Annotated in this window: 14 protein-coding genes; 3 read left to right on the top strand and 11 right to left on the bottom strand. The window is 53.3% G+C overall.

Annotation, left to right across the window (positions count from 1 at the left end):
• Positions 1-40: 40 nt before the first annotated feature.
• Together treB and treR are read right to left on the bottom strand one after the other, a co-directional pair.
• Complete coding sequence (gene treB, locus FHD02_RS11975) at positions 41-1,459, bottom strand: PTS trehalose transporter subunit IIBC (protein ID WP_042312710.1); 1,419 nt, start codon at positions 1,457-1,459, stop codon at positions 41-43.
• A 110-nt stretch (positions 1,460-1,569) separates the two neighbouring features.
• Positions 1,570-2,517, bottom strand: a complete 948-nt coding sequence (gene treR / locus FHD02_RS11970; protein WP_042312708.1) for a trehalose operon repressor TreR — start codon at positions 2,515-2,517, stop codon at positions 1,570-1,572.
• A 190-nt stretch (positions 2,518-2,707) separates the two neighbouring features.
• On the opposite strand from treR, the gene mgtL reads away from it, so the two are divergent.
• Together mgtL and mgtA are read left to right on the top strand one after the other, a co-directional pair.
• On the top strand, positions 2,708-2,761 hold the full coding sequence (mgtL, locus tag FHD02_RS11965; RefSeq protein WP_137350111.1) for a mgtA regulatory leader peptide MgtL: 54 nt from the start codon (positions 2,708-2,710) through the stop codon (positions 2,759-2,761).
• A gap of 144 nt (positions 2,762-2,905) precedes the next feature.
• On the top strand, positions 2,906-5,614 hold the full coding sequence (gene mgtA / locus FHD02_RS11960) for a magnesium-translocating P-type ATPase (RefSeq protein WP_375336883.1): 2,709 nt from the start codon (positions 2,906-2,908) through the stop codon (positions 5,612-5,614).
• A gap of 119 nt (positions 5,615-5,733) precedes the next feature.
• Here mgtA and FHD02_RS11955 read toward each other — a convergent pair whose 3' ends face one another.
• The 5 genes from FHD02_RS11955 to pyrL all read right to left on the bottom strand — a co-directional run bounded on the left by FHD02_RS11955 (position 5,734) and on the right by pyrL (position 13,668).
• A complete protein-coding gene (locus FHD02_RS11955; RefSeq protein ID WP_220393897.1) occupies positions 5,734-11,172 on the bottom strand; it encodes an Ig-like domain-containing protein in 5,439 nt (1,812 codons plus the stop codon).
• Between the two features lie 484 nt (positions 11,173-11,656).
• Complete coding sequence (ridA, locus tag FHD02_RS11950) at positions 11,657-12,043, bottom strand: 2-iminobutanoate/2-iminopropanoate deaminase (protein WP_000047544.1); 387 nt, start codon at positions 12,041-12,043, stop codon at positions 11,657-11,659.
• Between the two features lie 76 nt (positions 12,044-12,119).
• Positions 12,120-12,581, bottom strand: coding sequence for an aspartate carbamoyltransferase regulatory subunit (pyrI, locus tag FHD02_RS11945; protein ID WP_003025816.1), 462 nt, complete (start codon positions 12,579-12,581; stop codon positions 12,120-12,122).
• Positions 12,582-12,594: 13 nt separating this feature from the next.
• Positions 12,595-13,530, bottom strand: a complete 936-nt coding sequence (gene pyrB, locus FHD02_RS11940; protein WP_038636743.1) for an aspartate carbamoyltransferase — start codon at positions 13,528-13,530, stop codon at positions 12,595-12,597.
• Positions 13,531-13,566: 36 nt separating this feature from the next.
• Positions 13,567-13,668 (bottom strand): pyr operon leader peptide, encoded by a 102-nt coding sequence (gene pyrL, locus FHD02_RS11930; protein WP_003025819.1) that lies wholly within the window; start codon positions 13,666-13,668, stop codon positions 13,567-13,569.
• On the opposite strand from pyrL, the gene FHD02_RS11925 reads away from it, so the two are divergent.
• Positions 13,648-13,770, top strand: a complete 123-nt coding sequence (locus tag FHD02_RS11925) for a hypothetical protein (RefSeq protein ID WP_087857458.1) — start codon at positions 13,648-13,650, stop codon at positions 13,768-13,770. The two genes, pyrL and FHD02_RS11925, sit on opposite strands and share 21 nt — an antisense overlap.
• On the opposite strand, the gene FHD02_RS11920 is transcribed toward FHD02_RS11925, so the two are convergent.
• The 4 genes from FHD02_RS11920 to arcC all read right to left on the bottom strand — a co-directional run bounded on the left by FHD02_RS11920 (position 13,767) and on the right by arcC (position 17,843).
• Positions 13,767-14,246, bottom strand: coding sequence for an arginine repressor (locus tag FHD02_RS11920; protein WP_042312701.1), 480 nt, complete (start codon positions 14,244-14,246; stop codon positions 13,767-13,769). The two genes, FHD02_RS11925 and FHD02_RS11920, sit on opposite strands and share 4 nt — an antisense overlap.
• Before the next feature lie 144 nt (positions 14,247-14,390).
• Positions 14,391-15,794, bottom strand: coding sequence for a YfcC family protein (locus FHD02_RS11915; RefSeq protein WP_137360180.1), 1,404 nt, complete (start codon positions 15,792-15,794; stop codon positions 14,391-14,393).
• A gap of 55 nt (positions 15,795-15,849) precedes the next feature.
• Positions 15,850-16,854, bottom strand: a complete 1,005-nt coding sequence (argF, locus tag FHD02_RS11910; RefSeq protein ID WP_137360179.1) for an ornithine carbamoyltransferase — start codon at positions 16,852-16,854, stop codon at positions 15,850-15,852.
• 56 nt (positions 16,855-16,910) lie between these two features.
• A complete protein-coding gene (gene arcC / locus FHD02_RS11905; RefSeq protein WP_038636753.1) occupies positions 16,911-17,843 on the bottom strand; it encodes a carbamate kinase in 933 nt (310 codons plus the stop codon).
• Between the last annotated feature and the right edge of the window lie 8 nt (positions 17,844-17,851).

The raw sequence follows: 17,851 nt of genomic DNA, 5'->3' as shown, positions 1-17,851 counted from the left end.
CTGGAGATACGATGGGGCGCAACTGCGCCCCGAAGAAAAGTTAAACAATCTGTAATGTGCCCTGACGGTATTTACGCTGGTAGACGAATGAGGTCAGTACCATCGGGATAACAATCGCGATGACCATCGCCATGCCAAATACCTGCCAGTAAGTCGGCTGAATGGAGAGGATACCCGGCAGGCCGCCGACGCCAATGCCGTTCGCCATCACGCCGTTCAGGCCGCACAGCAGACCGGCGAGACCGGAGCCGATCATCGCGCACAGCATCGGGAAGCGGTATTTCAGGTTGATGCCATACATCGCCGGTTCCGTTACCCCGAGATAAGCCGAGATCGCCGCAGGTACTGATATTTCGCGTTCATTGTGTTTGCGGCTGGAGATAATGATGCCGACCACCGCAGAAGCCTGAGCGATGTTTGACAGCGCAATCAGCGGCCATACCGGCGTACCGCCCATGCTCTGGATCATCTGCATGTCGATAGCCAGCGTGGTCTGGTGTACGCCGGTGATCACCAGCGGCGCATACAGGAAGCCGAACAACGCCGCGCCAATCGGCGCAAAGCTGCCGGTCATCAGATGACGAACCGCGAACGCCACGCCGTCGCCGATCATGCGGCCAAACGGACCGATAAAGGCGTGCGCAAGGAACACCGCGAGGATCAGCGAGCACACCGGGACGATCACCAGATACAGATAATCCGGGACGATGCGTTTCAGGCGCGTTTCAATAAACCCGAGCGCCAGACCGGCCAGCAGGGCCGGAATAACCTGCGCCTGGTAGCCCACTTTCTCAATGCTGAACAGGCCGAAGTTCCACACTTCCGGTACCTGCTGACCGAGCAGATAGGCGTTCATCAGCTGTGGCGAAACCAGCGTAACGCCCAGCACAATACCGAGGATCGGCGTGCCGCCCATTTTCTTCACCGCTGACCAGCAGATCCCGACAGGCAGATAGAAGAAGATCGCTTCGCCAATTAGCCACAGGAAGTCGTAGAGAGTTTTCAGCGACGGATGCATCTGCGCCAGCGTCTGCCCGTTACTCATTGGCAGATCGCCGATTACATTGCGAAAACCCAAGATCAAGCCGCCGCTAATCAGCGCTGGCAGCAGAGGGAAGAAGATCTCTGCAAAATGGGAAATCAGCTGTTCATGCCACTTCATGTTCTGCCGCGCGGCTTTTTTCGCCTGCTCTTTGTCGGCACTGGCCTGGCCGGTGGTTGCCAGCAGTGCTTTGTAGTAATCGCCCACCTCGGTGCCAATCACTACCTGAAACTGCCCGGCGTTGGTGAAGCAGCCTTTGACCATCGGCAACTGCTCGATCTCTTTTGGCCTGGCATTCGCAGGCTGATTCAGTACAAAACGCAGGCGAGTGATGCAGTGACTCACCGTAGCGATATTGTCGCGCCCGCCTACCAGCTCAATCAGCCGGTCGATGTCTGCTTGTTTTACTTTGCTCATTATTAAGCCCTGTTGTTGACCTGCCGCCAGAGTATCTCTTCGATGAATATTTAAAAATGGGAACGTTCCCGAAACGCAGCGAAGATCACAAATTAGCGCTCAGAAAGCGATCAGGCGAGGGTGGAGGGAATAACGATTTGTCGCAGTTCGCTACGGCCGTTGATCTGCTCGATCAGCTGTGAGGCCGCTTGTCGTCCGGCCTCAGCGTAGCCTGGATCGACGGTGATAATTTCCGGATGGAGGAATTTCATCAGCGGTGTGCTGCCCACACTCGCCAACTGCAGATTTTCAATCCGCTGCTCCTGCAGATATTTGCTGACCCCAAGGGCAAGGGTATCCGTTGCACAGACTAAGGCGGTGGTTTCCGGGGTGATGACACTGGCGGCCTGCTCATAACCCTGCTTCATGGCCAGACCCGGCAGTGCGGCAACCGGATGCAGTTTGTGTTTCTTACAGAATGCCAGGTAGGCTTCATGACGGCGCTTACCAGTGGTCACATCGCTATGGGGAACACCAAGAAAGCTAATATGGCGGTGGTCGCGATCGTATAAACGCTGCATCAGGTTATGAATAGCACCCTCATCGTCATAGCAGACGGAGGCAAAGCCTTTGGCATCTCTGGCCAGCAGTACCAGAGAATCCTGCCAGGAGGTGAGCATCGTTTCGGTAATGCCGGTAAAACCAAACAGCACCACACCGTCAATATTGCGGCGTCTGAGCATGCCCAGATGCTCTTCGACCAGTTCAGGCGAGAACTGGCTTTCCATCATGATCGGATCGTAACCCTGCTCATAAAAAGCGGGCAGCATGGTCTGTACGGCGAGATTTTCTGAAAGAGAATCCAGGCGCGTGACAATAATCGCCACCACCTTGTCGCTTTGCCCACGCATGGCGCGTGCGGAGCGGGAAGGGGAAAAACCGTGCTGATTCATCACCGCTTCGACGCGTTCACGAGTACGTTCGCTGACGCCACTTTCGTTGTTGAGAACGCGGGAAACCGTGGATTTCCCCACACCGCTTAAGCGGGCGATGTCTTTAATGGTCAGCCGATTTTGCATCCTGTTTTCCCGTGTCGCGTGTGAAGTTATGCCAAAAGAGAATAACTTTACTCAAGCACAGCGCAATGGGCAAAGTCTGGTATACGTTTGGTTTAGTTTCTATGATTTATCATACCGCCATAATTGCCACAAACCTTATGGTTTTCTGCGTATAATCCGCAGCGCTTATCTTTCACTTACCGGAGGCTATATGGATCCCGATCCCACCCCTCTCCCGAGACGGAGAAACAAAACTTTCCGGTAAGCCTGCCTATCACTGTCTTACCGGATGCGTAAGACAGTGACGTTCTGACGTCCCTGTTGTGATTTGAAAATTGCCATCAGGCAAGGCTTTGCCACGCCTGAAGGATTTACTGCGCCCGTTAAGACTGGCGCAGGGGGACTGCCTATGTTCAAAAATATGACTCGCCAGCTGTTTGCCCGGCTTAACCGCCATTTACCGCATCGTCTGGTGCATCGCGATCCGTTGCCCAATGCGCAAACCGTTGCCAGCACGCCGATCCCGCCCTCGCTGAGCGAACATTGCCTGAAAATGGCGTTGATGGACGAAGCCGCGCTGTGGAAAACGTTTGGCGCGCACCCGGAAGGATTAAACGCCACAGAGGTCGAGAGCGCTCGTGAAATCCATGGCGAAAACCAGTTGCCGGCGCAGAAGCCGTCGCCGTGGTGGGTGCATCTGTGGGTCTGCTACCGCAATCCGTTTAATATTCTGCTGACCATTCTTGGCGCCATTTCCTATGCCACTGAGGATCTGTTTGCTGCTGGCGTCATCGCGCTGATGGTCGCCATCTCGACGCTGCTGAATTTTGTGCAGGAGGCGCGTTCCACCAAAGCAGCAGACGCGCTGAAAGCGATGGTCAGCAACACCGCCACGGTGCTGCGTGTGATCAACGAAAAAGGGGAGAACGGTTGGGTTGAACTGCCGATCGACCAGTTGGTACCCGGTGATGTTATTAAGCTCGCGGCAGGGGATATGATCCCGGCGGATTTACGTATCGTCCAGGCGCGCGATCTGTTTGTGGCGCAGGCTTCGCTGACCGGTGAATCGCTGCCCGTGGAGAAGGTCGCAACCAGCCGCGACCCGCAGCAAAGCAACCCGCTGGAGTGCGATACCCTGTGCTTTATGGGCACCAACGTGGTGAGCGGTACGGCGCAGGCTATCGTGATTGCGACCGGAGCCAACACCTGGTTCGGGCAACTGGCGGGCCGCGTCAGCGAGCAGGAAAGCGAGCAGAATGCCTTCCAGAAAGGGATCAGCCGCGTCAGCATGTTGCTGATCCGCTTTATGCTGGTGATGGCGCCCATTGTGCTCATCATTAACGGCTATACCAAAGGCGACTGGTGGGAGGCGGCGTTGTTTGCGCTGTCTGTTGCGGTGGGGCTGACCCCGGAAATGCTGCCGATGATCGTCACCTCGACGCTGGCGCGCGGGGCGGTGAAGCTGTCTAAACAAAAGGTCATCGTCAAGCACCTTGATGCCATCCAGAACTTTGGCGCGATGGATATCCTGTGCACCGATAAAACCGGGACCCTGACCCAGGATAAAATTGTGCTGGAGAATCATACTGATATTTCCGGCAAACCCAGCGAGCACGTTCTGCATTCCGCGTGGCTGAACAGCCATTACCAGACCGGGCTGAAGAATCTGCTGGATACGGCGGTGCTGGAAGGCGTGGATGAAGAATCTGCCCGCCAGCTCTCTACCCGCTGGCAAAAAATCGATGAGATCCCGTTTGATTTCGAACGTCGCCGCATGTCGGTGGTGGTTGCTGAAGAAACTGATGTACATCAGCTGGTGTGCAAAGGCGCGCTGCAGGAGATCCTCAGCGTCTGCACCCAGGTGCGCCACAACGGCGAGATTGTCCCCCTGGATGAGGGCATGCTGCGTCGGGTGAAACGCGTCACGGATACGCTGAACCGTCAGGGGCTGCGTGTCGTGGCGGTGGCCACCAAGTACCTGCCCGCGCGTGAAGGTGATTACCAGCGTATTGATGAGTCGGATCTGATCCTCGAAGGCTATATCGCGTTCCTCGATCCGCCGAAAGAGACCACCGCGCCGGCGCTGAAAGCGCTGAAAGCCAGCGGTATTACGGTGAAAATCCTCACCGGCGATAGTGAGCTGGTGGCGGCAAAAGTGTGCCATGAAGTGGGGCTGGATGCGGGCGATGTGGTCATTGGCAGCAGCATTGAAGGGCTAAGCGATGACGAACTGGCAAAACTGGCCCAGCGCACCACGCTATTTGCCCGCCTGACGCCGATGCACAAAGAGCGCATTGTTACGCTGCTCAAGCGTGAAGGCCATGTAGTTGGCTTTATGGGCGATGGCATCAACGACGCTCCGGCGCTGCGCGCGGCGGACATCGGTATCTCCGTTGATGGCGCGGTCGATATTGCGCGTGAAGCGGCGGATATTATCCTGCTGGAAAAGAGCCTGATGGTGCTGGAAGAAGGGGTGATCGAAGGACGCCGTACTTTTTCTAACATGTTGAAGTACATCAAAATGACGGCCAGTTCTAACTTCGGTAACGTGTTTAGCGTGCTGGTGGCGAGCGCCTTTTTGCCGTTCCTGCCGATGTTGCCGTTGCACTTACTGATCCAGAACCTGCTGTACGATGTATCTCAGGTGGCGATTCCGTTTGATAACGTCGACGAAGAGCAGATCAAAAAACCACAGCGCTGGAATCCTGCTGAACTGGGCCGCTTTATGATCTTCTTTGGGCCGATCAGCTCGATCTTTGACATTCTGACCTTTTGCCTGATGTGGTTTGTCTTCCATGCCAATACGCCAGAGCATCAGACGTTGTTCCAGTCGGGCTGGTTCGTGGTGGGCCTGCTGTCGCAAACGCTGATTGTGCATATGATCCGTACCCGTCGCGTGCCGTTCATCCAAAGTCGCGCCGCATGGCCGCTGATGCTAATGACGCTGGTCGTGATGGTGGTGGGCATTGCATTACCGTTCTCGCCGCTGGCCAGCTATCTGCAATTGCAGGCGCTGCCGCTGAGCTACTTCCCGTGGCTGATTGCGATTCTGGCGGGCTACATGACATTGACCCAATTAGTGAAAGGTTTTTATAGCCGTCGCTACGGTTGGCAGTAAGGGGCGATTATTCTGGCGGCGCAGCGACCCGGAAAAAACCCACCCACCACAAAGAAACAATCAGGGAGCAGACGATCTGCTCCCTGATAAACCAGCTCTCTGAGTTAAACCGCGGTGGGTTAATTTACCGTCAGCGTAACATTCATGGTGTAGCTAAGCGCCCACGAGCTGTGCCAATCCTTGCCGTCAAAGGTTACCACACCATGCCAGGTACCCGCAGGAAGGTTCGCATTGTCCCCATCTGTTGCTTTGTAGACAAAGTGTGGGTAATTTGAACTCACCTGGCACCCTGCGGCAGAGTTAAATGCAGTGGCGCCACACATATTCGCCCTCTGTCCTCTGAATGTGACGGTTCGGGTATTCCCCTTATCATCCGTAAACGGTGCAGTAATGACGCTATACCCACCCTGGGACCAAACCAGGCTCGTAGGCCCCGTGGTATCACCGGTGACGATAAAGCCTAGATCTGTAAATTGGGTTACCGTTGGCCCATCAATTTCCGCGTTCGCTGCGCCATTGGTGATGTTCCAGTCGAACTCAATGTTGCCAAGGAACTTGACTGTACTATCCGTTTTTGTACTTTCGTTGATCGTGGCCGTGACGGTGGCGACACCGAATTCAATACCTGACAACTTAACAGTGGCTATACCGCTGGCATTCGTTGTACTGGTTTGTGCGGACAACGTATTCAGATCCGTGGTCCAGGCAACCGAACCGCCTGAAACAGGGTTGTTATTGATATCAGATACCGTTGCGGTATAGGTCACCGGAGAGGTCCCTGCCGATACGTGATCGACATTTGGCTTCAGTGAGTCTATTTTTGCGGTTTTCACATCGCCAATAAAGTTCGCTACGCTGGACGTTTTCGTTGCTGACGGTGAGGTTATTGTTGCTGTGGCTTTCACGCTACCTGATTTTATCGACGTCCCGCTTACCGTGACCGTACCATCTTCCAGCGTTGTCCCGTTCGTTGCTGACAGCACAACATTCGTGTTATCGCTCGTCCAGTTAACCGCCACATCTTTCAGCAGGTTTTTATTTGCATCCCATACCGTGGCCGTCCAGGTTATTGCCGCTGTACCATCCGCTACCGCTTCCGTCACATCTGGCACGACGCTGCTAAACGTTGCGGTGCTGACATCGCCAATCACCAGCAATGTTTTTGACGCTTTGCTGGTGCTTAAGGACAGCGTACCGGTCACGTCGATACTTCCTGCTTTCAGGCTGGAGAAAGTCACAGTCGCCTTACCATCGGAGTCCGTCACCGAAGAGTTAACGCTAAAGGTACTGTTGGTTTCTGTGCTGCTCCAGTTGACGGTCATACCAGGTACTGGATGGTTACTGCCATCTAATACCAACGCCGTTAGTGTGACGGTATCTTTACCCGCAACGATATCGACGTCTTTATCTGCTGTCAGCGAGGAGACGTTTGCTGTCGTACTGTCTGCGGTAAAGATCAGACCGGTTTTGGATGCTGATGCCTTGTTACCGCCGCTCATCGTTGCATCAACCTGGTATTCAGCAATTTCAGCAGAAGTGAGCGTCACTTTGGCCACACCGCTGCTGTCGGTGGTGGTCTTCGCGGCTGACAATGTACCAGTGGTTGGCGCAACGCTCCAGTTCACCTCGGTATCGGTTATCGGGTTATTGTTTGCATCGACCAGCGTGGCGCTCAGCACAATTTCGCTGGTGCCGTCGGCAACCGTCTTGTCTTTATCACTTACCAGCGTCATTTTCGCCTGATTGATGTCTGCACTGAAGGTCGTTTTAACGGCTTTATACGCCACGCCTGCATCGGTCTGTGCGCTAATCACAACATCACCCGATTTTAACGAGGTCACGGTTATCTGTGACTTACCGTTGGTATCACTGGTGGTTGAGGTCGCGCTGAGCTGCATGTCCGCATTGTCTGTCGACCAATTGACGAGGGCGCCGCTGACTGGGTTGTTCTGTCCGTCAAGGACGGTCGCCACATAAGTGATGCTATCGCTGCCGTTAGCCACTGCGGTTGTTTTGCTTGGCTCTACCTGCGTGACGTTCTGTGTGCTTGCATCCGCAATAAACGTGGTCACTTTGTCTTCTTTCGCCGCCGTGCCGCTGACGCTGGCCGAGGCTGTTGCCGTGCCCGTTTTGGCTGATTTTAGCGTCAGGATGGCGTTCCCCTCGCTGTCGGTTATTGAGGTTTTGCTCCCTGCTGAAGTGCCGTCTGTTTTCTTCACGTTCCAGTTTACCGTTATCCCACTGAGTGGATGACCGCTGCTGTCTTCAACCTTCGCCGTGGATGTGCTGCTGTCGATATTGTTTGCCACTACCTCATATTTATCTGCACCGATAGCGACAACGCTGGCGGAGGATTCATCTGCCGTAAAGCTCAGCGGTTCGCTTTTCTTCGATTCGGCTGAACCGTGCTGCGCGGTGACGATGGTGGTGATGACATCCGCGCTTTTTACCGTGATCTGCGCCTGACCCTGGGCATCCGTTGTCGACTGGGTTGCGGAAAGTATCGCTTTCGCGTTATCCGCACTCCAGTTTATGGCCTCATTTGGCACCGGATGACCGCTCTGGTCGATAACTGTCGCAGTGAGGGTGATAGCCGTTGTGCTATCTGCCAGCGCGCTGGTAGACGATGCACTAACGCTGTCCAGGTGCGTGGTGGCGCTATCGACAGTAAAGGACAGAGGGGAGAGTTCCTTCGCTGGGCCATTGGTGGTTGTGGCGGTGACTTTATAGTTCTCCACTGACGTTGACGTTAATGTTACCGTTGCCACACCGTTGCTGTCGGTTTTGCTGGTGGTTGCCGACAATATTCCCGTAGACGGGGATACCGACCAACTGACATCCACCCCTGCTACTGGGTTGCCGTGTGTATCAGTCACGGTGGCTTTTGGCTCAATGCTGTCCGTGCCGTTAGCCAGTGCGGAATCGCGGTCACTGTCCAGGCTACTAACGAAGGCGCTGCTGCTGTCGGCCGAGAAGGTCGCTTTACTTGCCTGATAAGCCGTACCAGTACTGGTCTGTGCGCTGATCACCACATCGCCCGCTTTCAGTGACGTGACTTGTATGGATGTTTTACCGTTCGCATCGCTGGTTGTTTGCGGCTGGCTTAGCGTCATATCGGCATTATCAGATGCCCACAACACCGTTGCGTTGGCGATAGCATTGCCAAACGCATCCGTTACGGTCGCTTCGTAGGAAATACCGTCGCTGCCGTTGGCCAGCGCCGTACTTTTACTCAGTGTGATTGAGGTGACATTCTGGCTGCTGCTGTCGGCAACAAAAGTAATCTCTCCCGTTGATTTTGGTGAATTACCGTTAACATCCGCCGTTACCGTGACTATGCCAGTTTTTGTTGATTTCAGTGTTAGCGTTGCCGCACCCTGATTGTTGGTCGCCGTGGTTTTTTGGCTGACTTTTGTGCCATCGCTCTTTGTCACCGTCCAGTTGACCGTCACGTCGCTTAGCGCATTACCATTATCATCGGCAACCATTGCTGTCACCGTACTGGTATCGGTATTGTTAGCGACAATCGTATCTTTTTCATTGCTGATAGAAGTCACTTTTGCCGTAGCGGCGTCAGCCGTAAAGCTGAGTGTCGGCGTACTCAGTGAATTCCCACCTTCCAGTTGTGCGGTGACAACGGTGTTAATCACCTCTGTGCTGGAGACTTGTATTTGCGCAGTGCCTTTGTCATCGGTGGTGGATTTTACCGTCGACAGCTGTGCTTTCGTATTATCTGCCGTCCAGTCGATCACAGCATCTTTCAGAATGGCGCCGTACTGGTCGGTGACATGCGCCGTCAGCGTAATTGGTGTACTGCCCCCGGCAATTGCGCTGGTGGCTGAGGTATCCAGTGAGGTTAGATGCGGCACCGTTACCATGGCTTCTTCAATTAATTTCGCACTGGCGAGTTTTACCTTCCCATCAATATAGGGCTGGATAGTCAGCGTATCCGACGTAGTCCCGGAGGTGATTGTCGCGGTATACACCCCGGCGGATGTTTCGCTGAAACTGGTGATAGATGGTTTTTTCACCGTGCCATCTACGGCGGCGTTACTTGACCCCGTAGCCGATGAGATTAGCGTTGTGCTCATTCTGGAGGCCAGACCCGTTGCGCTTTCGGCATTAGCCGTTCTAAGCGTTACGGTGACGGTGGCTGTACTGGCCCCATCTGCTGAAATTTTAGTTGGGGAAACCGTGGTGGTTGATTGCAGAGTATTCACATCAATACCGGTGACATTCACCTTCATGCTACTGGCGTTAGAGGCATTGCCATTTTTGTCCCAGGCCGTTGCCGTCAGGGTATAGCTGTTCACATCACTGCTCTGCCAGGAAGGTAGTGTCAGTACAAACTGTTCAGGGCTGGAGCCAGCCGTGATTTTCCCGCCGTTATTCAGGAAGGAAGCCGCCTGCCATTCAATATGGTCGAGGCCGTATTTCGCTTTCACTTTCGCGGTCACGCTCTGTGTTGACAGCTCTTCACCTTCCACCTGTTCCGGAAGTGAAAGTGAAATCAGATCCTGTTTGCGGTATTCCAGTACGATATTGTTATTACGGTCAACCAGATCCTGACGACTTCCTAGCAGTGAACGACGTGCGGCCACGGAGGAAGGGTCGAATTGATCGCTTAACGGTACCCCTGGCGTCCAGTTCAGCGCCAGATTAATCTGGGTGTCATTTTCCCCCCCTTTGCCCATTTTCTGGTTAGCGCCAAGGGTTATGAATGGCACTGGCGTATAGTTCAGACCCAGCGTAATAGCATGTGGGTTTTTCTGGCGGTCGCTTTCATCGTCGCCAAACAGCCCCACGCTGTTACCGAAGTACTGCTCATACACCATGGTCGCGCCCAGTTGCGGATACGCAGGCAGATAGCCTGTCGCGCGAATATCAAAGCCGTTAGCCGCGCGTTCATCGTAATCGGCATAGCGAGAGGAGGACATCCAGTCACTCAGACGAAAATAGCCGTTAGCGGAAAGCTTGAGATAATCCCAGCCTAATTCCGTTCCCACGCCAAGGCGTTCATGATGATTATCGGAAATTTGGCGATCGTAAAAAATGTTGGTTCCCCACATCCATTTATCTGAGAAATGGCGGTAACCCAGACCGGTATTGATAATATTCCGGTCATCATGGCGGCGACCGCCTAATTGGGTAAACAGCAGATTTTCTTTTTGATCGTAAAGAGGAATGAGGAGGTCGAGGTCGGAATCATTCAGGGTGAAATGCTCATCGGTGCTGATGCTTACACGAGCGGTACCGAATTGATTTAACCATTTCTGCACTTCGCTTGATGCAGCGCCTGTCGCCTGGGAAACCAGTGCGTTACCTGCATTGCCTGAGCCTAACATAGTCCCAGCCTGTATGGCTGCCTGCGCAACGTTATTTTCGGTCTCATCTTGCTGGCTTTGCGCGGAGGATGTACCGGCTGCAGGCTGAGCTGGCTGGCTGATATTCTGATTGCTGGCATGGGCGCTTGGCGCGAGCCAGAATAGTAGGGAAGGCGGACATAGTTGCAATAATATCTGAATAACAGCTAACACCTTCCGTGTGCGGAGATTCATAATTAAAACCCTTTTATATAGAGAAAGCTATGCTTAACCATCACAAGCTGGTTAATCCTAATAACTAAGAATAGTAATTTTATATAAATAAAACTGATGATAATTGAAAATAACGCGCAGCTAACTCAATATTAGCTTAATTGCATTTTAATTTTTTCTGAAATTATTCATTTTAAAAATGAATTATGTGGAAAATAATGTAATATAGCAGTTGAAACAACGAATAGATTTCTGTTGTGTATGAAATTGGGGAGGGGCTTATTAGGTGATAATGTTAGTTGAATGGATGGCTAATGAAATAATGCCTGTGAGTTGGATATGGATTTTTAATTAAATTATTAAAATGGTTTTTATGTGGCATTATCTTTATTCACACCAGAAGAATATTATCAGTTTTAACAGGAGGATACCTCCTGAATAAAGATACTGGTCACATTAAGCGACCAGCATTAGCCATCAAACTGAAATATTTATCTGGGTTATATTAGCGACGAACGGCGATCGCTTCAATCTCGATTTTCACGTCTTTCGGCAGACGGGCAACTTCCACGCAAGAACGCGCCGGGAAGGTCGCGTTGTGCTCAGTGAAGAACGCTTCGTAGGTGGCGTTGACGGTAGCGAAATCGTTCAGGTCTTTCACGAAGACGGTCGTTTTTACGATGTCGCCCACTTTCAGACCTGCTGCTTCAACGATAGCTTTTACGTTTTCCAGCGACTGACGCGCCTGAGCGGACACGTCTTCCGCTACGGCGCCGGTTTTCGGATCGACCGGGATCTGACCGGAAGTGATTACCATGCTACCCAGGTCAACACCCTGTACGTATGGGCCGATTGCTGCTGGTGCATTTTCCGTCGCGATAGTCTTGCTCATGATTTCTCCTGAATTACAGCGGTAATAGAATGTTCCCGCTCATTATAGGGAGCCGGGATCTCATAACCAACCCAAATTAGTTGGCCAGCACCACATAATGCGAAAACTCTTTTTCACAGTATTTGCATTTGAGTGCGATGTCATCAGCACGCTTTTTCACTGCAAAACTGGAAGAAACCGGCTCAGCATGACTGATACAGTTGCTGTTCGGGCACACCAGCACGTTGTCGATGCGCTCTGGCAGACTCGGACGTGATTTACCCACAACATCGTAATCGTCAATGCGGTTCACCGTTGCCTGCGGGGCATACAGAGAGAGCTGGTTAACCTGCTCGTCGGTCAGGAAGGTATTTTCAATTTTAATCAAGTCCTTACGACCCATCTCACCGGACGGCAGGTTCAGACCGATGGTGATTCGCTGGTCGGTTTCTGTCAGCTTGAACAGCGTCAGCAATTTAAAACCAACCTGTGCGGGAATATGGTCAATCACGGTGCCACGTTTGATGGCTTCAACCTGCAGTTTGTTATCGTGTGTCATCTCTTTTTCTCCCTTACAGTGCCAGTTCGCTATTCAGTACCAGTGCCAGTAACGCCTGGCGGGCGAAGATGCCGTTGCCAGCCTGCTGGAAATACCAGGCGTGCGGCGTCTTATCGACGTCGGTGGTGATTTCATCAATACGCGGCAGCGGATGTAGTACCTTCATGTTGGCTCTGGCGCCGTTCAGGTCGCTGGCGCGCAGGACAAACTGGGCTTTCACGTTGGCGTATTCGGATGGGTCCAGACGCTCTTTTTGTACGCGGGTCATATAGAGGATATCGACCTCCGCCATTACCTCTTCGATAGTGCCATGCAGGCTCCAGGCGATGCCCTTTTCAGTCAGCATATCCAGAATGTATTGCGGCATGGCCAGCGCATCCGGGGCAATGAAGTAGAAGCGGTTGCCTTCAAATTTCGCCAGCGCCTGAGTTAAGGAGTGGACAGTGCGGCCATATTTCAGATCACCCACCATGGCGATTTGCAGATTGTCCAGGCGGCCCTGTGTTTCCTGGATGGTAAACAGATCCAGCAGCGTCTGGGTTGGATGCTGGTTAGAGCCGTCGCCCGCGTTAAGAACCGGAACGTTACCAGAGAATTCTGTTGCCAGACGCGCGGCGCCTTCCTGCGGATGGCGCATGACGATGGCGTCGACATAGGTGCTGATGACGGAAATGGTGTCAGCCAGCGTTTCGCCTTTTTTGCCCAGAGACGTGTTGCTGCTGTCAGAGAAACCTACCACGCTGGCGCCCAGACGGTGCATAGAAGTTTCAAAGGATAAACGGGTACGGGTTGACGCTTCAAAGAAGCAGCTGGCGATAACCTTATGCTTTAACAGCTCCGGCTGTGGGTTAGCTTTTAATTTCGCCGCCGTTGCGAGGACCAGATTGAGGTCATCGCGGCTGAGGTCGTTTATGGAAATGATGTGTTTTTGATAGAGCGGGTTAGCCATGTTTATCTCCTGACGCCTGGGCAAAAAAAAAGCCCCTCAATTGAGGGGCTCGGAATGGGTGATCAACGGAAAGAAAAACGGCAGGCCAGCGTCCTTTTTCAGACGCGGTAAGACAAAATGTCGTACACACTGAACCATACATCCTCCCGGCAAATTGTCCGCGATTATACTCAGCTACGTTATGGGATCAAGCGAAAAATGCACGATTTATTCATCGCAAACGGTTCTTCTGAATTTTAATTCATTTTAAAGAGATAATTAATCTGCTTGTGAACCAGGCCCGTTCGCTGCACGACGCGCGGCGCGACCCAGACGATACTGCTGCCGGCAATGACGCCGAGAACTTCCGGCAAGGCGTGATAATCGAGGATTCTGGCAACCGCGCGACCATATCCTGCTGCGGTGTGAATGAGGATAAACTCGCTATTGTGTTCTATGCTGACCACCATTTCAGCGATCGATCGCGCCGCATCAGGAGCGGGTCGTGACTGAGGATTGACAGAATAAATTTTTTGCCCTTTTGTATTTCTTATTTTTATGGCCCCAAGCAACTTCAGCAAACGAGACACCGTCGACTGACTAATACTGGTAAAGCCGTGGCTTTGCAGGTCGCGGCGCAGCGCTTCCTGGGACAGGTAGCTTTTTTCGCTAATCAGGCGCTGACACATCGCCAGCTGTTTTTGCTCTTTGGCAGAGTAATCATCGAATTCCTTCATAAAATCACCTTATATTTATTATCTGTATCAATGCGATGGCGAAATTCACCACATTTGCAGTATCAATAACGGCTCAAACGGGCGGTTGTGCAGAAAAACGAGAGAACGATCAAAAAAGCCGCCGGTATCCGACGGCTAAAAGGGTTACAGCATCGCGCCGATACTCAGGACGACCATGTTCAGTAACGTCAAAATGAGCAGTAACGGAGCGACCCATTTCAGGTAACGCACATAGGGAACGCGCGCGATGGCCAGCCCACCCATCACAACCGCAGAGGTGGGCGTAATCAGATTCACAATGCCGGAAGCGGATTGATAAGCGGTGACGACCAGATCCCTCTGTACATGCGCGAAGTCGGCCAGCGGGGCCATAATGGGCATGGTGAGGACCGCCAGCCCAGAGGACGATGGGACCAGGAAGGAGAGCAAAACTTCCAGCCAATAGGTCACATTGATGAAAATGGTGGTGGAAAGGCCGGAGACTAAATTTTCAGCGCTGTGCAGAATGGTGTGAGTGATCATGCCGTTATCCATCACCACGACGATGCCGCGCGCAATACCGATAATCAGCGCTACGCCAAGCAGATCCCGCGCACCGTCAATGAACGTACTGGTAAATGCCTCTTCACTCATGCGGGCGATTACGCCGACGATAATCGCAGCAGCCAGAAAAACACCGGATATTTCTGCCATCCACCACCCGAGTACCGCTACTCCATAGATCATTACCGCAAAGGCGGCGGCGAAAATCAGCAGGATCCATTTCCGCGTTGCCGTGAATTCCAGATTGGTATTGGCGCGACTACCGAGAAAATGGGCGCGGTTTTCCTCCATTTTATCCGCCACGATAGACAGCTCAGGATGGCTGCGAACTTTCCGGGCATAGCGCATGACCCACACCACGCAGATCACATAGCCGACGACCAGCAGCAGAATGCGCATCAGCATTCCCTGGGTGAAGGGGATCCCGGCCGCGTTGGCAGCGATAACCGTTGCGAACGGGTTAATTGTCGAACCGAGTGTGCCGATACCTGCGCCGAGCAAAACGGTCGCAGCAGCGACCAGTGGATCAAAGCGGGCCGCCATCATTACCGGGACGAGCAGCGTGTAAAAAGGTAGCGACTCTTCCGCCATCCCGTAAATCGTACCGCCGGCGGCGAAAAGTCCCATCAGGATGGGGATCATCCACTCTTCTTTGCCGTTAAGCCTGACCGTTACGCGTTCGATACCGGCGTCAATGGCGCCCGTTTTATTTACCACGCCGAGAAAACCGCCGATGATCAGGACAAACAGCGCCACATCAATGGCGCCGGCGGTGTAGGTCTCGTGATTATAAAGACCGTCAATTGGCGCCAGCAGTACAGCGGTAATGCCTTGTGGATGCGCCTCTGTGGGGGCATAAGTCCCGGCAACCGGCACTTCTTTACCCAGGGTCGCATTCATCGCCATCTGGTATTTCCCTGCCGGGACAATCCAGGTCATAACAGCGACGAGTGCAATAAGAATAAACAGGATGGTATACGCGCTGGGAAATTTGAATTTGCCCATGATGTTCTCCGGATAGCTCGGGCATATGCCGTCAGGCGACATATGCCCGCAGGGGTTAGTCGCCGAGTGTCGCTACCATGACCGCTTTGATGGTATGCATCCGGTTTTCTGCTTCGTCGAAGACGATGGAGTGTGCTGACTCGAACACCTCTTCCGTGACCTCAAGCCCTTTCAGGCCGTAAGCCGCTTCGATTTCACGCCCAACTTTGGTGTGTTCGTTATGGAAGGCGGGCAGACAGTGCATAAATTTCACATTGGGGTTGCCGGTTGCGTTGATGACTCGCTGGTTAATCTGGTAAGGCGTCATCAGGCTTACGCGTTCTGCCCATGCCTCTTTGGGTTCGCCCATGGAGACCCAGACATCGGTATAGAGGAAATCCACGTCGTAAACGCCTTCCTCAACGTCCTCCGTGAGCGTAATGCGCGCGCCTGTCACGCTGGCGATTTCACGGCATTCGGCAACCAGCGTCTCATCCGGCCAGAAGGATTTAGGGGCGACGAGGCGGATGTCCATCCCCATTTTCGCCGCGCCAACCATCAGCGAATTACCCATGTTATTGCGGGCGTCACCGAGGTAGGCGAAGCTCAGTTCAGGTAAGGTTTTGCCCGGCGCGTGTTCCAGCATGGTCATCAGATCCGCAAGGATCTGCGTAGGGTGAAATTCGTTGGTCAGTCCGTTCCATACCGGAACACCGGCGAACTGCCCCAGTTCTTCGACGATCTCCTGGCCATATCCGCGATATTCGATGCCGTCGTACATGCGGCCTAACACGCGGGCGGTATCTTTCATCGATTCTTTGTGACCAATCTGTGAGCCGCTTGGGCCGAGATAGGTCACCTGCGCGCCCTGATCAAAAGCGCCAACCTCAAAGGCGCAGCGGGTGCGGGTTGAGGTTTTTTCGAAGATGAGCGCGATATTTTTACCGACCAGCGTCTGTCTTTCGCGTCCGGCCTTTTTCGCCGTTTTTAATTCGATAGCCAGATCGATCAGGTACTGGATCTCTGCCGGGGCGTAGTCGAGCAATTTAAGAAAATTGCGATTTTTTAAGTTAACAGTCATCAGAATGTCCTTATGTAGGCCGGATAAGGCGCAGTCGCCCATCCGGCAAAAATGGGTCACGCGTCGTAAGCAATGGTTTCGGGCCGAATCAATGTGCCTTTCTCTCCCGAGAGAATGGCCGGGCCGTCGGCCAGGGAGCCGATGCCTGCTATCCCCTGGCATTGAGAGACAAAATTCGCGCAGGCGGTAACTTTCGGCCCCATAGAACCGGCGTCGAACTGCATCTCGCCGAGTATTTCGGGGGTGACCTGAGCCAGAGGGCGCTGGGTGGGTTTGCCCCAGTCGAGGTACACCGCGTCGGCATCGGTCAGGATGAGCAACGCATCAGCATGAAGCTGGCTGGCGAGCAGGGCAGCGGAGAGATCTTTGTCGATCACGGCTTCAATGCCGTGGTAGCCATCGGCTTTTTCCACGACCGGCACACCGCCGCCGCCATTGCAGATGACCAGATGATCGCGGGCGATCAACGCCTGGATCGCGTCACTTTCAACAATACGTTTGGGTTGCGGAGAGGGCACAACGCGACGGAACGCTTTACCATCGGCTTTGAAAACCCAGCCTTTTTCCACCTGTAATGCACTGGCCTGGGTTTGGTCGTAAATGGGCCCGATATATTTGGTGGGATTGCTGAAGGCTGGATCGTGGGCATCGACTTCAACCTGCGTCAGCAGGACGCTAATTTCTCGCTGTGGAAGCTGGTTTTTCAGCGCCTGTTGCAACATATAGCCAATCATTCCCTGACTTTCCGCGCCGAGAATATCGAGCGGATAGGGGGTGACGCTGGCGTAAGCGCTGTTTTGTAACGCCAGCAGTCCAACCTGTGGGCCATTGCCGTGTACCAGAATCACACGCCACTGTTGCGTAAGCCGGGCGATGGTTTTTGCCGCCAGCTCAATATTCTTACGTTGGATGTCTGCTTCCAGCGGCTCGCCGCGTTTGAGCAGCGCGTTGCCGCCCAGAGCCACAACCAGGGTCGGTTTATTTTCCATGACGTCTC

The organism is Citrobacter sp. EC_71 (assembly GCF_019584005.1).
Lineage (GTDB): Bacteria > Pseudomonadota > Gammaproteobacteria > Enterobacterales > Enterobacteriaceae > Citrobacter > Citrobacter werkmanii.
The sequence above is the reverse complement of the archived record's forward strand: the minus strand, read 5'-3'. Positions and strand labels throughout refer to the sequence as shown.

What these genes read in the sequence shown, in the direction of transcription:
- treB (WP_042312710.1), bottom strand. Translation starts at nt 1,459, where the DNA reads ATGAGCAAAGTAAAACAAGCAGACATCGACCGGCTGATTGAGCTGGTA.
- treR (WP_042312708.1), bottom strand. Translation starts at nt 2,517, where the DNA reads ATGCAAAATCGGCTGACCATTAAAGACATCGCCCGCTTAAGCGGTGTG.
- mgtA (WP_375336883.1), top strand. Translation starts at nt 2,906, where the DNA reads ATGTTCAAAAATATGACTCGCCAGCTGTTTGCCCGGCTTAACCGCCAT.
- FHD02_RS11955 (WP_220393897.1), bottom strand. Translation starts at nt 11,172, where the DNA reads ATGAATCTCCGCACACGGAAGGTGTTAGCTGTTATTCAGATATTATTG.
- ridA (WP_000047544.1), bottom strand. Translation starts at nt 12,043, where the DNA reads ATGAGCAAGACTATCGCGACGGAAAATGCACCAGCAGCAATCGGCCCA.
- pyrI (WP_003025816.1), bottom strand. Translation starts at nt 12,581, where the DNA reads ATGACACACGATAACAAACTGCAGGTTGAAGCCATCAAACGTGGCACC.
- pyrB (WP_038636743.1), bottom strand. Translation starts at nt 13,530, where the DNA reads ATGGCTAACCCGCTCTATCAAAAACACATCATTTCCATAAACGACCTC.
- FHD02_RS11925 (WP_087857458.1), top strand. Translation starts at nt 13,648, where the DNA reads ATGTCGTACACACTGAACCATACATCCTCCCGGCAAATTGTCCGCGAT.
- pyrL (WP_003025819.1), bottom strand. Translation starts at nt 13,668, where the DNA reads ATGGTTCAGTGTGTACGACATTTTGTCTTACCGCGTCTGAAAAAGGAC.
- FHD02_RS11920 (WP_042312701.1), bottom strand. Translation starts at nt 14,246, where the DNA reads ATGAAGGAATTCGATGATTACTCTGCCAAAGAGCAAAAACAGCTGGCG.
- FHD02_RS11915 (WP_137360180.1), bottom strand. Translation starts at nt 15,794, where the DNA reads ATGGGCAAATTCAAATTTCCCAGCGCGTATACCATCCTGTTTATTCTT.
- argF (WP_137360179.1), bottom strand. Translation starts at nt 16,854, where the DNA reads ATGACTGTTAACTTAAAAAATCGCAATTTTCTTAAATTGCTCGACTAC.
- arcC (WP_038636753.1), bottom strand. Translation starts at nt 17,843, where the DNA reads ATGGAAAATAAACCGACCCTGGTTGTGGCTCTGGGCGGCAACGCGCTG.